The sequence below is a fragment of the Actinoplanes sichuanensis genome (assembly GCF_033097365.1).
Classification (GTDB): domain Bacteria; phylum Actinomycetota; class Actinomycetes; order Mycobacteriales; family Micromonosporaceae; genus Actinoplanes; species Actinoplanes sichuanensis.
Map to the genome: position 1 here is coordinate 4,160,723 of NZ_AP028461.1, position 13,823 is coordinate 4,174,545.

The window sequence follows — 13,823 nt, forward strand, 5'->3', positions numbered from 1 at the left end:
TGTGGGTTTCGAGGTCGCCGCTGAGGCGTACGGAAGGTTCATGGGCCGGTTCTCCGAACCGCTGGCCGCGACGTTTGTCGATTTCGCCGGTATCGGATCGGGGCGGCGGGTGCTCGATGTCGGCTGTGGACCGGGTGCGCTGACTGCGGAACTGATCCGGCGACTCGGTGCCACCGAACGTGGCGACAGGCCCGGCGGGCGGTGGGCCGTGGCCGGGATCGATCCGTCGGAGGCGTTCGTCGCAGCGAGCCGGGTGCGGTTCCCCGGCGTCGACATCCGGCTCGGTTCGGCGGAGGATCTGCCGTACGGCAGCGACTCGTTCGACTGTGCACTGGCACAACTGGTGGTGCATTTCATGGCCGACCCGGTGGCCGGGCTCCGGGAGATGGCCAGGGTCACCCGGCCCGGCGGGACGGTGGCCGCCTGCGTGTGGGATCACGCCGGCGGTCGGGGACCGTTGTCGCCGTTCTGGCGGGCGGTCCGCGACCTCGACCCGGGCGCCCGCGACGAGTCGCAACTGGCCGGCGCCCGCCAAGGCGAGTTGGGTGAGCTGTTGACCGTCGCGGGCCTCGGTGACGTGGCCTGCGCCGAGTTGACGGTCACCACCCGGTTCGCCGGCTTCGACGAGTGGTGGGAGCCGTACACGTTCGGCGTCGGGCCGGCCGGTGACTATGTGCGCGGGCTCGATCCGGAGCGCCGGGAGGCGTTGCGTGACCGGTGCGCTTCGGCGTTCGGCGGGCGGGAGCCGTTCGATGTCACCGCCGTGGCATGGGCGGCAGCCGGCCGGGTCTGAGGTGTTCGGCTGTCCGGCGGGCGCGAGTTCGGCGCGGCGCACACCAGCACCTATCCGGCGCGACTCAGGCACCCCAGAATCCGCCGTCTCGGAACGACGGGCCGGAGCCGGCCCGGTCTGGCAGGCAGTCCGGGAGGCGTCGGCCGGGTTCAGATTCAGAGGTAGTCCGGCTCCAGTTCGGTTCTGGCGACGGCGAGCAGTTCGGGGGCCAGTGCTTTTGTGTCGACTTCGCTGAGCCAGGCGATCAGGTGGTTCCGGGCCGTTTGGACTTCTTCTGCGAGGGCTTCTTGGTCGATGACGCGGCTCGGTGTGATCACGTTTCGCAACGGAGTTGACGCGATGGCGGCCCGGGTCAGTCTCTCGCCGATCCAGATGCCGCTGCGTTCGCGGACCGTGAACGTGAGGTGGACGCTCTGTTCGGGTTCGTCGAAGGCGTGCGGGTTGTGTACCCATCCGCGTGGGAGGACGAGGATTTGGCCGGCTTGCAGTGTGATCGTCTCGTCCGGGCCGTCGGCTTTCCACTGCTGGATCTGGTCGCCGATAGGGGTCCGGTTGGAGGCGAGGTGGGTGTGGTGTGGTTGGTCCACCGCGGGGCGCCAGAGTTCCCAGGTCTTGCGGCCCGCTGCCTGGTAGATGATGGCCATGGCCTGGTCCCAGTGGTAGTCCAGCCCTTGCGTGCCGCCCGGTGTCAGGAAGGCGGTGACGTAGCAGCCGAATCCGGTCTCCTGCTGGATCGCGCGGCACATGGCATGTAACGGCGGATACCAGCGGTCGAGGTTGCGCATCTGGAAGCTGTATCCGCGTTCCAGCCACATCCTGACCTTGGAGGGATCGAGTTTCCCGGCCGTGGTGTATCCCCGGGGATGCCGGACGGCACCGTCTTTGAGGACGTTGATCTCGTCGGCCGGCGCGCATCCGGTGGTGAGGTATGTGTTGAGGAGGTTCGCGTTGGCGATCTTCGGGAGGGCGCTGCCGGGAGGGACTTCGTGGACCGCCGGTGTGGTCGGCCAGTCGGTCATCATCCGGGTGATCGTCGCTTCGTCGAACAACATGGTGAGGGACATTGCGGTCCTCCGCTCAGAGTGTTCAGTTGCGAGGAGGCATCGGGCAGGTGAGGGTCCGCAGGTGGGAGTGCGGGCAGCAGATGGCGGCGATCACGATCTCTGATCCGGGGCTGGTGTTGTACTGCCACCAGCCGTCGGCCCCGTTGACCAGGCCGTCGAGTGTTGTCGCCGTACGCTGATCGAGGTCTGGCCATGCCTGTCTGCCGTCCTCCCGGGCGGTGGGACGATGCCGCTCATGGTTGGCGATTATCCAGGCGATGACGTCGTCGACTTCGGTCCAGGTCCGGTCGGGTTCGGGGCGAACGTTGAGGTAGTAACCCATCTGCAGCGGCGGCCGGTCGGGTCGGTGAGTGCGATCCTCGGCGAGCAGGCTGGGTCGGCCTTTGAGCGACTCGGTTGATCCCGTCCAGAGATAGCCGTGCCAGTGCCGCGCTGCGGTCATGCGGTCTATCCACCTCTCGTCAGGCGGGTGGGCCGCTGTTCGACAGCCCACCCGTTGAACTGGCTGAACGGGTTAGGCGGCGCCGTCGCCGGAGAAGGCGGCGAAGAAGTCGTCCATCTCCGCCTTGCTGAAGCGCAGGGTCGGGCTGGACGCGCCGAGCTTGCTGTCGCGGATGGCGAAGGCGCCCTCGTGTTCGGGGATCTCCGCGATCGAGACGCAGCCCTCCAGGGTCAGACCGTTGCCGCCACACAGCTTGCGGAACGCCTCGTCCTCGACCTCGACCGAGTACAGGTCATCGTTGGCCATGGCATGATCTCCTTACGTGTGTCGCCGCGAGGTCCGTCCTCGCGGGTGGTGCACCAGTCCCGGTTCGGCCGTCGATCTTGTCTAGGGAAGGCGGCCGAGCCGGGCGTCTTCTTCGGAGGCGAACTCGCACGGCGGGACACGATGTGCAGTGCGACTCCCGTATCGGGTCGCGCCGGGGCTTCAGGGCAATGAGTCCGCGCGTTCCAGCAGTTCCCGAACAGCGCCGCCGAGGTCGAACCGGTCGAGGACGATGACGACGCAGTTGCCCTTCGGGTCGAAGCGCACGTCCTCGACGTCGACGACGGAACCCTCGAGGTCGACGACCATCGCCCTGTCGGCGTCGCCGACCTGCAAGAGTTTCTGAACGAGAGCGTCACGATTCACTGTTGCCTCCTACCGAGACCGAGGCCGGGGGTGGACTCGGTCGGACTGGATGTCGATACGGCCCCCACCGCCGCTGTCATGCCGCGATCCCCTGGCACCACCGGCCAACCGAGGAACCGCTCGTAGAGGTCGGGTGGTGTCCCGCCTACACCGGCGGCCCAGTCGTCGATCGCCTCGGCCAGGCAGGACCCGAGAAACAGCGCCAACCCGTGCGGGAATCTCCGGTACTGCTCGCCGAGCTCGACCTTCGCGGTGGCACACGGCCACGGCTCGCCGCAGACCCGGCAATCCCGATCGGGACGCACGCCTTGGTGTTCTGTACGAGGCACCAGCACGACGGTCACTGCCCCGCGCGGTGTTCCTGAGCCGGTGTCAACGCACCCGCCCGCGCAACCTGGAACAACGGCATCGTCGGTGCGTCCCAACTCAGCGGAGCCTGATTGACGGTGCGGTCACCCACCGGCGCAGGGTCGCTCACCGCCGTGCGAACCCGGCCCTCCTCCCGCCGCCGGCACTCTTGCACGTACGCCTCGATGCACGGCCACGGCAAACCGCAGGTGCACCGCCGTCGCCCGAGTACTCGCCGCCACCGGCGCTTCGCCCTGAGATGCTGCTGTCGCATTACCCCTCCTACGGCCACCAGCCCGTAGGGCCGCGGTCACCATTGGTCACGACCAGCATCGTTTCCGGTTAGTCAGCCGGTCTATGACGTGGCAATGACGTCAGACGGACGCAAAGCTTCCGAACGGACTTCTTCGTGTCTCCCGGGCTTCAAAGTGGGCGTTCACGGACGAGACACTTACCGTTGGGCAGGAAATGCTGTAACGGACGGGCTGGGTGGTGAAGGGGATGGCCGGCAAGAGACCACGGAACACGCTCTTGGCGGTGATCGTCGACAACGACACCCGCTCTCAGGACGAGATCGTCAAGGCGTGGATCGATCACGCAGCATGGTTGCGTGAGGACGCCACTCTCACGGTGCGTCAGCTCGCGCGGTGGCTCCGCGGCGACTTGCGCGAGCTGCCGTACGCTGCGGCGTGTCGCGTCGCGGAAAGCTTCTGGGGCAGACCCATCGCAGAGCTGCTCGGCCCTCCGCCCGGAGCTCCCGTCCCGACCGTTGCGGCGCCGATCGAGCTACCGGCAGACGCCGGCTCAGATATTAGGACGCTGTTAATGAACGCCGCTCACGAGTCGAGCGACCATGCGACCACCGCTGGGATTTACGCCGACGAAGAATCCATTGAAGGCCTGCGGGATCGAGTTATCGCCGCCGCGAAGCAGTATGCGACGACGCCCCCGTTGGAACTACACGGAAATCTGGTTCGCATCCGCAACATGACTTACCAGCTCCTTGACCGTACGAGCCAACCCGCGCAAGAAACCGACCTGTATCAGGTGGCGAGCCTGGCGTGCTCGCTGTTGGGCAGCATCGGACTTGACCTCGGGGTACCGGAGGCCGCTGCGGAGCAGGCGCGGTCAGGCGCGACCTACGGGCGCCTCATCGGTCATCCGATGGCCCAGGCGTACGCGTACGCCATCCAGTGCACTGCGGCGATCTGGACAGGTCAGCCCGCTCGCGGTGCCGTTCACGCGAAGCGGGGCCTCGACCTGATAAGCCGGGGTCCGCTTGCGGCCCGGCTCCATGCTGTCCATGCTCGCTGCCTCGGCATGCAAGGGTTCACCGACGAGGCTGACGACGAACTCCAGCGCGCACTCGATGCCTATGCCGGGCCCGGCGATGAGATCGCGGTCGGCGAGTTCGGCTTCGATCCGGCTCGGCTCGCCTTCAGCGCGGGCTCGACATACATCGCACTCAAGAACGGCACCAAGGCAGCCGTTCACGCAAGGCGGGCAATCGAGCTGTACGAGGAGGCGCCGGCCGAGAGCCGGTGGTACGGCGGTGTCAACGGCGCCCGAGCAGATCTGGTCACCGCCCACGTGCTTGCCCAGGAACTGGAGGAAGCCCAAGTAGCCCTCCAACCGATCCTTGAGTTGGAAGAAGGTCTACGAACCTTTCCCGTTGTGCAGCGGTTGTTGCAGGTCCGGCCTGAGCTCGCCGCGCGCCACTTTCACGGGAGCCCGGACGCCCGAAGTCTCGCGGGAGCGATCGAGTACTTCATCGCCGGCAGCCAGCCCCACGCGCTGCCGGCAACGACCGACTAACCGGGGAACGCCTCCCGCAACCGCACGGCTTCTTCCGTCTCAGCGCTTTCGAGCAGCGCACGTTCCTTCTGCGGGTCGATGCCGTGCTCGGCGTCGCGCTCGTGGTCGACCGCTCGTCCACCTGCCGATAGCCACCCCCACGTGTCGTGCACTGTCTCCGCGAGAGGTCGACACGTCAGGCCGGCCGCCGTGGCGCGTTTGGTGTCCATCGCCCACGTGCCCGGCGGCACCCGCCACAGCGGCAGCTCGGTCCACTGCCGGACGTCCTGAGCCGCAAGCCACTCCTCATCGATCCACAGCAATTCTCCCCGGCCTCCGGTCGCTTCCAAGCAGGCGACAAGCAGGTCGCGGTAGGTGCTGCTGTCAGCGGGAGGCGCTAGGTTGAACGTACCGGAGCCACCATCCGCGATCCGGTCCAGTACGAAGGCCGCCAGATCACGCACGTCGATCGGCTGGATAGGTCGATCAGGACGGCCCGGAGCAAGGATTCGACCGCCGCGGAGTGCCCGGTTGAGCCACCACTTCAAACGGCCCACGTACTCATGCGGCCCCAGGACTACGCCGGGCCGGACGATCAGAACCCGGTCCGAGGCGAACTCGCGACGGACGGCAGCTTCACAACCGACCTTCATGGCTCCGTAGGTGTGGGTCGGACCCTCCTCGTCGCTCCGGTCCGGATCGCCGTCGTGGAGCGGAGAGGCCTCGGTAACCGGCTCTGCCGGCCATCCGGTGTACACACTCACGCTGGAGACGAGTGCGTATCGGTTCGTGGCGGGCCGAAGTGCGCGGGCGGCGTCGCGGACCATCGTGGGGACGGTGCCGGCCACATCGATCACGGCGTCCCACGGGCCTGCCTCGGCCAGGCGGGCAAGGTCGTGCGCGCTCTCGCGGTCTCCGTGGATCGTGTGGACGCCTTCCGGCGAGCTCGCCGAGCGACCTCGGTTGAACACCGTGACGTTCCAGCCGCGCGCCACGGCGTCGTCAGCGATGACGCGCCCGACGAACCAAGAGCCGCCCAGAATCAAAAGGTCCACGCTCAGATCGTGCACGATCACCGACCGCGGGGCCAGCGCGGCAGTCGCGTCGTCATACGTGTTGTTCTGCGCCTCGGACCTGTCGGCGTTCATGACCGGCAGCACACTGCCCGCCGACGGCGGCATCACCGCCTGAGCGGCGAGGCGTTGCATAGACCTGGCAACTGTGTGCTGACGCGCACAGGCACGACGTCGATTCACCTGCATCCAGCGGTGGAGGCCGGTCAGCGGTGGTAATTGCGCCGGCTGGTTTGCCGGACGTTGCCGGCGCGGTCGTAGGCGCGGATCGTCACGGAGAACTTCTTGCCGTACCTGGTCGGGTTGAGGGTGAAGGTGTAGCCGGGCCGGGTGTCGGCGGCGATCCGTCGGCCGTTGACCATCAGTTCGACTCGGGCGATGCCGTTGCGGTCGTTCGCCGTTGCGGTGATCTTGGTGGGTTTGGCTACTCTGGCGCCGTTCGCGGGGGCTTTGCGGAACGCGACGGTGGGCGCGGTGTTGTCGACGGTCACGGTGCGTCGGGCGGTGGTCTGGTTGCCGAGTTTGTCGAGCACGATCCAGGTGACGGTTCGGTTGCCGTCCTTGCCGGTCGGCACGTCGGCTGTGGTGTAGGAGTCGGGGCGGCCCTGCCCGTCCGGGCCGGTGAGGTAGGAGCGACCGATACCGGCCGGATCAGTGGCCTCGACGGTCGTGGTGAAGTGCGTTCCCCGTACCAGAATGCCGTTGTCGGGTGTGGTGATGACCTCGGGCCCGGTGCTGTCCGCTTCGGAGTCGCCCGTGGTGGTGTGGGTGGTGACGGTGATCTGGTAGCTGGTGCCGTTGATCAGGCCGGTGATGGTGCAGGTCTGGGAGTCGGTGGTGGTGCAGGCGGTCGGCTCCGCCGACGCCGTGGTGTGGTCGGTGGCGGTCTGTGGCCGGGTCGCGGTGGAGATGCACGGCGTGGTGGTGGACGTGCACGGGTCCCTGGTCGCGGTCGCTGTGGCGGTGTAGCCGAGCAGGGTTCCGGTGCCCGGCGATCCGGGGTTCCAGGACACGGCGATGGTCTCGTTCTGGGGTTGAGTGGCGGTGACGACAGGTGGTTGCGGACGGCCCGTCGGTGGGCTGTCGACCGGGGTGACCGGTTTGGACGGCTCGGTGGGCGGTGATGTTCCGGCCTTGTTCGTGGCGGTCAGGGTGACGGTGTAGGCGGTTCCGTTGATCAGCCCGTGGATGGTGCAGATGCCGCCGTGGATGCTGCTACTGCTGATCGTGCAGGTCTTCCCGCTCGGGGTGGCCGTTGCGGTGTACTTGATCGGTGTGTCGGTGCCCGGTTCGGCGGGGTCCCAGGCGACGGTGATCGATCGGTCGCCTGCTGTGACGGTTACGCCTATCGGGGTCTTCGGGCCGGCGCTGGGGGTCACCGGTGCCGATGGGCTGCTCGCAGCAGACGTTCCTACGGTCGTCGTGGCGATCGCGGTGACGGTGTAGGCGGTGCCGTTGGTCAACCCGGCGATCGTGCAGGTGGTCGCGCCGACGGTCACGCAGGTCTGTCCGCCGGGCGACGCGGTCGCGGTGTAACCCGTCAACGTCCCGCTGCCGGTGTCCGCCGGTGCCGTCCACGACGCCACGACCTGCCGGTCGCCGGGGTCTGCGGTGACGCCGGTCGGCGGCTGTGGACCCACACTCGGAGTCACCGGCGACGACGGGCTGCTCGGAGCAGACGTGCCGACAGTGGTGGTGGCGGTCACCGCCACGGTGTAGGCGGTGCCGTTGGTCAGCCCGGTGATCGTGCAGGTGGTCGCGCCGGCGGCCTGACATGTCCGCCCGCCGGGCGAGGCGGTGGCCGTGTAGCCCGTCAACGTCCCGCTGCCCAGGTTCGTCGGTGCGGACCACGACACCACGACCTGACCGCCACCGGGTACGGCCGTCACACCGGTCGGCGACTGCGGCCCCACACTCGGAGTCACCGGCGACGACGGACTACTCGCAGCAGACGTGCCGACCGTGGTAGTGGCGGTCACGGTGACCGTGTAGGCGGTGCCGTTGGTCAACCCGGCGATCGTGCACATCGTCGCGCCGGCAGTCAGGCACGTCCGTCCACCCGGGGAGGCCGTCGCGGTGTAGCCCGTCAACGTCCCACTGCCCAGGTCCGCCGGTGCGGACCACGACACCACGACCTGACCACCACCGGGTACGGCCGTCACACCGATCGGCGGCTGCGGGCCCACACTGGGAGTCACCGGCGACGACGGGCTGCTCGCAGCAGACGTACCGACGGTCGTCGTGGCGGTCACGGTGACCGTGTAGGCGCTGCCGTTGGTCAACCCGGTGATCGTGCAGGTGGTCGCGCCGGCGGTCACGCAAGTCTGTCCGCCGGGTGACGCGGTCGCCGTGTAACCCGTCAACGTCCCGCTACCGAGGTTCGCCGGGGCGGACCACGACACCACGACCTGACCACCACCGGGTACGGCCGTCACGCCGGTCGGCGGCAGTGCGAGCGTGGACACCGCCACGGGGCTGGACTGGTTGATGCCGCCGCCGTCGCCCAACTGACCGGCCGTGCCGTAGCCCCAGCAGTAGATGCCGGCGTCGCTGCCCACCGCGCAGACATGACCGCTGCCGGCGCTGAGCTGGGTGAGGGTGACCCCGATCGGTATCGCCCCGGCGACCACCGCCACCGGAGTCGACACGGATCGCGGCTGGTCCGTGGTGCCGCCGTCGCCCACCTGACCGGCGTGGCTGAAGCCCCAGCAGTACGCCTGGGCGTCACTGCCGAGCCCGCACGTGAAGGTGGCACCGGCGGCGAGCTGGGTGAAGGTCACGCCACCGGGTACGGCCCCGCCAGCCACCTCCACCGGAGTGGGCCGGCTGGTGGTGTCATCGTCGCCGAGCTGGCTCTGGTCATCGTTACCCCAGCAGTAGGCCTTGGCGTCGCTGCCCAGCCCGCACGTGTGGTAGCCGCCGGCGGTGAGTCGGGTGAACGTCACCGCGGCATCGACCGCCACCGGAGCCGGCCGGTTGGTGGTGCTGCCATCCCCCAGCCGGCCGTCGACGTTCTGTCCCCAGCAGTGGGCCGTGCCGTCGCCGGCCAGCCCACACGTGTGGAAACCACCGGCGGTGAGTTGGGTGAAGGTCGTCGCCGTGTCCACCGCCACCGGAGTCGACCGGTTCGACGTGCTGCCGTCCCCGAGCTGCCCCTGGCCATTGGCGCCCCAGCAGTAGGCCTTGCCGTCGCTGCCCAACCCGCATGTGTGGCTGCTGCCGGCGGCAAGCTGGGTGAAGGGCACGGCGGCGGTCACCGCCACCGGGCTGACCCCGGCACCGGCGCCCCAGCAGTAGGCCGTGCCGTCGCCGGCCAGCCCACACGTGTGGTAGCCGCCGGCGGCAAGCTGGGTGAAGGGCACCCCGGTGGCCACGATCGCCGGCGTCAACTGCAGGCCGGAGTCGCTTTCGCTGCCGGTCTGGCCCGCACCCGCGTCGCCCCAGCAGTAGGCCCGGCCGTCACCATCGCGCGCACAGGTGTGGTAGGTCCCGGCGGTGACCTGGGTTCCCGGGCCGCCTGGAGGTTGAGCCAGGGCCGGCGCCACACCGGCCGTTGTCAGCATCACCGTCGCCAGCGTCGCCAGCGCCCCGACCATCGACAAGGTCTTTCGCAGCACGTAACAGACACCATCACGGTCCGGCACCTCCCATCACCGATTTACGGCGAATCCCTGAATCGGGAGGAAATCCCTGCTTCGCGCGGAGGACTGTGGTAACCGGCTTCCCATGCGGAGGGCGGGCAGGGCGCCGCGATCAGGATCGACGGGTGATTCCGTACGCGAGTTCGGGGACCGTCTGGCTGCCGCTGGTCTTCGTGGTCGCGAGTCGTGGACCACCTCTGGACGGTCGATGGACTGTTGCGGCTATCCGCTGACTTGACCTTGCCCCTGGGGGCAGGGTTTACGGTCGAGTCGGAGGTCAGGATGCGAATCGGTGAGCTCGCGCGGCGTGCCGGGGTGTCGATCAAGGCGGTGCGCTACTACGAGCAGCTTGGGTTGATCATGCCGCAGCGTCGGCAGAACGGGTACCGCGATTACGACGACAGTCACTTACGGGCGGTCATGGAGATCCGTGAGCTGACGGATAGCGGTATCAGCCCGGGTAAAGCGGGCCCGTTCATCGAGTGCCTCGAGACCGGCCATGAGCACAGCGACGAGTGCCCGGCCTCGCTGGCAACGCTGCGTCACAGCATTACCGAACTCGACCGCATCATCACCTCCTTGTCCGCCCGCCGTGACCTGCTCGTCCGCAAGCTGGAGGCAGGCGCGGTCCGATCGTTCGAGGGAAAGAGCATTCCAATGACCGACTTCACCACGCTGCCGGACGACTTGCCGGTGCCCAGCGACGATGGTGCAGCCGACCACCTGCCCGGCACCGCCATGCCCGACCTGACACTGGCCACCAGCGATGGGCAGCAGGTCAACCTCGGCAAGCTGGGCCAGGGGCGAACGATCATCTACCTTTACCCGCTGTCGGGTCGGCCCGGCGTTGATCTGCCGGAGGGCTGGGACGCGATTCCCGGCGCCCGGGGCTGCTCCACCGAGGCATGCGACTTCCGTGACCACCACCAGGAGCTGCACGAGGCGGGCGCGGACCGGGTCTTCGGCATGTCCAGCCAACACCCCGACTACCAGGCTGAGCTGGTGGAACGGTTGCGGCTGCCGTTCGCGATGCTCTCGGATCCGGACTTCGGCCTCGCGGATGCTCTGCGGCTGCCGGCCTTCGCCGCGCCGGGCCACGAACGGCTCTACTCACGTCTGACCCTCGTGGTCCGTGACGGCGTGATCGAGCACGTGTTCTATCCGATCTTCCCGCCGAACACCCACGCCCAGCAGGTCCTCGACTGGCTGCACACGCATCCGGCTTCCCGATCGGGATCCGTTCCAGTGGCGCTCAAACTCGGCAACAGATCCGAGTCCAGCCAGTAGTCACAAGATCAAGAAAACCTATGATCTCTCCGCGTGGGAACCGATATCTACGGCGTGATCGAGGTCCGCGAACCCTTCAACACCTTCTGGCCGGACCAGGAGCGCCCGTGGCTCGAATGCGTGAATCTCTACCCCGTCCTACGCGACGGCTACGACGGCTACGGATGCCTGTTCGGCGAACGCAACTGGGCCGGCTGGCAACCAGTCGCTGAAGGCCGCGGCCTGCCCACCGACGCCTCCGAAACCGTTCGCAAGGACTACGAGCACTTCGCCCGAGTCGACCGCGCAGTCCACGGCAGCACCTGGATCTCCTGGCCGGAACTGCGCGACCTCGACATGACGGTCCGACTCCCTGCTCGCGGCATCCTCGGCTTCGGCGACAACCCCGGCGACGGAATCTGGGTGCAATGCCGCATCGACGACCGATGGCCGAACGAGTTCATCGCCGAGTACGGCCTACCCCCGATCAGCGGATTACCGGCCGACACTCCTTACGGCACGTGGTGGCAAGAAGCCACTGGTCGGCAAGAAGGCATCTTGGGGAAACGCAAGACCATGTTCCAGTACAAGCCCGCCATCTCCCGGCACGACGTGCTCGGCCCCGGAACCGGATGGGAACACGTCTTCGCCGTCATGCAGACGCTGGCGGATCGCTTCGGCGACGAAGGCGTACGGCTCGTCGCCTGGTTCGACTGATCTCGTACGACTCCGCTCCGCGATCGTCGGGGTACCTTTCCTCTGCCACTAACTGAGTCTCGTGCCAATGAAGGCTGTCCGAAGCGTGGCTTTTGTCAGCGAACTGGGGTCTGCTGAGGGGTGGTTTAGAGGTCGAAGAGCGATTCGCGTTGCGGCGGGTCGAGGATTCTGCGCAGCTCAGAGATGGTTTGGCGCCAGGCTGGGCCGTCGGGTGTCGCGTCCCAGTCCTCAGCGAGCCAGGTGGGAGTCGTGACCACGCGGTCGAGCGCGTCGATGGCTAGGTTCCGGAGGTAGGCCGGGAACTCGGGCATCGGGGTGGTCGGGCCGGGGGCCGAGGTGATGGGTGCGCCGTCTGGGTATTGCGCGGCGACCAAGGCAGCGGCGGCGATAGCTCGTGGGGCGTCGGAGAGCCGGGGGTCATCGTCGGCTGGATTCGCGACGCGTTCGAGGACGGCGCCGATCATTTCGATGCGGGTGTGTGCCGGCGCGTCGTCCAGTTCGATGGCGAAGTCGGCGGCATCGTCGTTGCCGAACGGGCTGGCGTCCCAGGTCCCCATGATTACTTCGATCTCCCCGATCGTGTCGGGGTGATCTTCGCATCATGAGTTGGTGTTCGTAGAAGGCCGATCGGGAACTCACAGACCGATCGTCTCGACGTGATGGCCTTCGAAACGCCGGAGTGCTGAACGGATTCGCGTCTGCCGGTCGCCGGGCAGGGCCTGACCGGCGGGCGGTGGCACCGTCAGTTGGGCGGGGGTGTGCCGACCGGTGCGCCTCTTTCCGGGGGTGGCGGGCCGGTCAGTAACGCGAGCACCGTGTCGCGGCGGCGTTGCCGGACCAGGTCGCGGGCGGTCTTGCCGGCGTGGGCGCCGGTTGCCACGACGGTCTGCGGATCAGCGCCGGCGCGCAGCAGGCGCTCGACGATGCGGGGGTAGCCGTGGTGAGCGGCGTGCATGAGCGGGGTGAGTCCGTTGTCGTCGGCAGCGTTGACGTTCGCGCCGGCCGCGATCAGGAAGTCCAGCATCGGTGCCTGGTTGAGCATGGCCGCGTCGGTCAGGCTGGTGCGTCCCCAGGTGACGGCTTCGAGTTCGCAGCCGGCCGCGAGCAGCAGCGCGGCTACCTCGACGTGGCCGCAGCGGGCCGCGGCTCCCAGAGGTGAGCGGGCCGAGGCGCGGGGGTCGGCGCCGGCTCGCAGCAGCCGGCGGACCGCGTCGAGATGCCCACACCCGGCGGCGTTGTGCAACGCGGTCAGGCCGTTGCCGTCGGTCTCGTCCGGCGGGACGCCTCGGGCCAACAGTGCGTCGATCAGCGGGATGTCGCCGAGGTCGCCTGCCAGCGTCAGGGCGGTGGCGCCGGTGTACTTCCGCCTCGTCTCGACCGACGCGCCGCGTTCCAGCAGGGCGAGGGCGGTGTCGGGATGGCCCTCCACGAGCGCGTGCAGCAGTGGCGTGCCGTTGCTCAGTGGCGTGTCGGTGGGCAGGCCGGTGTCCAGGGTGGCGAGGACCGTGCCGGTGTCGCCGCGCGCGCAAGCCTGTTCGAGGCGGGTGGCCGGGTCGTCGGCGTACGGGACCGGTGGTGGGGGTTCGTCGGCGACCTCGTCGGCGGTGAGGCCATGCTCCCGGCGCATGGCCGTGACGGCTGCGCGGAGCGCGTCGCGGTCGCACAGGAAGTGGTCGAAGGTGTCGTGGCGTTCGTCCAGAAACCCCAGCGCGATGGCCTGCCCCAGCTGGATGTTGTCGGCCGTACCCGGGTCGTGCCAGTCGCTCGGCGCGCGGAGCATGTCGAGCATCACCGGGGCGAACAGGTCCGGCTCCCATCGGTCCTGCACGAGTTGGACCAACAACGACCGCTGAAGCCAGGTGGTGAGCCGGTCGTAGAGCCACATCAGGTCTGGCAGCACCTCGGCGGTGACGTGGTCCCGAGCGCCCTCGACTCCCTGGCAGTCCTCGCGGAGCACGAACCCGCTGAACCAGTCGACGTCCTTCACGCCGGCAC

At 68.2% G+C, this 13,823-nt stretch carries 12 protein-coding genes; 4 read left to right on the forward strand and 8 right to left on the reverse strand.

The annotated features are described in order from the left end of the window. Position 1: 1 nt before the first annotated feature. Positions 2-793 carry a class I SAM-dependent methyltransferase gene (locus Q0Z83_RS19185; protein ID WP_317795324.1) on the forward strand — a complete coding sequence of 264 codons (792 nt, stop codon included), beginning with the start codon at positions 2-4 and terminating at the stop codon, positions 791-793. Positions 794-948: 155 nt separating this feature from the next. Here Q0Z83_RS19185 and Q0Z83_RS19190 read toward each other — a convergent pair whose 3' ends face one another. From Q0Z83_RS19190 to Q0Z83_RS19205, 4 genes are all read right to left on the reverse strand, one after another. Further along, positions 949-1,857 (reverse strand): JmjC domain-containing protein, encoded by a 909-nt coding sequence (locus tag Q0Z83_RS19190; RefSeq protein WP_317795325.1) that lies wholly within the window; start codon positions 1,855-1,857, stop codon positions 949-951. 22 nt (positions 1,858-1,879) lie between these two features. After that, on the reverse strand, positions 1,880-2,299 hold the full coding sequence (locus Q0Z83_RS19195) for a hypothetical protein (RefSeq protein WP_317795326.1): 420 nt from the start codon (positions 2,297-2,299) through the stop codon (positions 1,880-1,882). A gap of 72 nt (positions 2,300-2,371) precedes the next feature. After that, complete coding sequence (locus Q0Z83_RS19200) at positions 2,372-2,605, reverse strand: DUF397 domain-containing protein (RefSeq protein WP_317795327.1); 234 nt, start codon at positions 2,603-2,605, stop codon at positions 2,372-2,374. A 180-nt stretch (positions 2,606-2,785) separates the two neighbouring features. Next, entirely contained in the window at positions 2,786-2,989 is a 204-nt protein-coding gene (locus tag Q0Z83_RS19205) for a hypothetical protein (protein ID WP_317795328.1), read from the reverse strand. Positions 2,990-3,874: 885 nt separating this feature from the next. On the opposite strand from Q0Z83_RS19205, the gene Q0Z83_RS19210 reads away from it, so the two are divergent. Next, complete coding sequence (locus Q0Z83_RS19210) at positions 3,875-5,152, forward strand: hypothetical protein (RefSeq protein ID WP_317795329.1); 1,278 nt, start codon at positions 3,875-3,877, stop codon at positions 5,150-5,152. On the opposite strand, the gene Q0Z83_RS19215 is transcribed toward Q0Z83_RS19210, so the two are convergent. Continuing rightward, positions 5,149-6,186, reverse strand: a complete 1,038-nt coding sequence (locus Q0Z83_RS19215; protein WP_317797098.1) for an NAD-dependent epimerase/dehydratase family protein — start codon at positions 6,184-6,186, stop codon at positions 5,149-5,151. The two genes, Q0Z83_RS19210 and Q0Z83_RS19215, sit on opposite strands and share 4 nt — an antisense overlap. A 224-nt stretch (positions 6,187-6,410) precedes the next feature. After that, entirely contained in the window at positions 6,411-9,821 is a 3,411-nt protein-coding gene (locus Q0Z83_RS19220) for an RCC1 domain-containing protein (protein WP_317795330.1), read from the reverse strand. Between the two features lie 306 nt (positions 9,822-10,127). Between Q0Z83_RS19220 and Q0Z83_RS19225 the strand changes: the two genes are divergently transcribed. Beyond that, positions 10,128-11,132, forward strand: a complete 1,005-nt coding sequence (locus Q0Z83_RS19225) for a MerR family transcriptional regulator (protein WP_317795331.1) — start codon at positions 10,128-10,130, stop codon at positions 11,130-11,132. A gap of 33 nt (positions 11,133-11,165) precedes the next feature. Next, a complete protein-coding gene (locus Q0Z83_RS19230) occupies positions 11,166-11,828 on the forward strand; it encodes a hypothetical protein (protein ID WP_317795332.1) in 663 nt (220 codons plus the stop codon). A gap of 125 nt (positions 11,829-11,953) precedes the next feature. Here Q0Z83_RS19230 and Q0Z83_RS19235 read toward each other — a convergent pair whose 3' ends face one another. Both Q0Z83_RS19235 and Q0Z83_RS19240 read right to left on the reverse strand, forming a co-directional pair. Beyond that, complete coding sequence (locus Q0Z83_RS19235; RefSeq protein WP_317795333.1) at positions 11,954-12,385, reverse strand: DUF4259 domain-containing protein; 432 nt, start codon at positions 12,383-12,385, stop codon at positions 11,954-11,956. A gap of 185 nt (positions 12,386-12,570) precedes the next feature. After that, on the reverse strand, positions 12,571-13,815 hold the full coding sequence (locus tag Q0Z83_RS19240; protein ID WP_317795334.1) for an ankyrin repeat domain-containing protein: 1,245 nt from the start codon (positions 13,813-13,815) through the stop codon (positions 12,571-12,573). Positions 13,816-13,823: the final 8 nt, after the last annotated feature.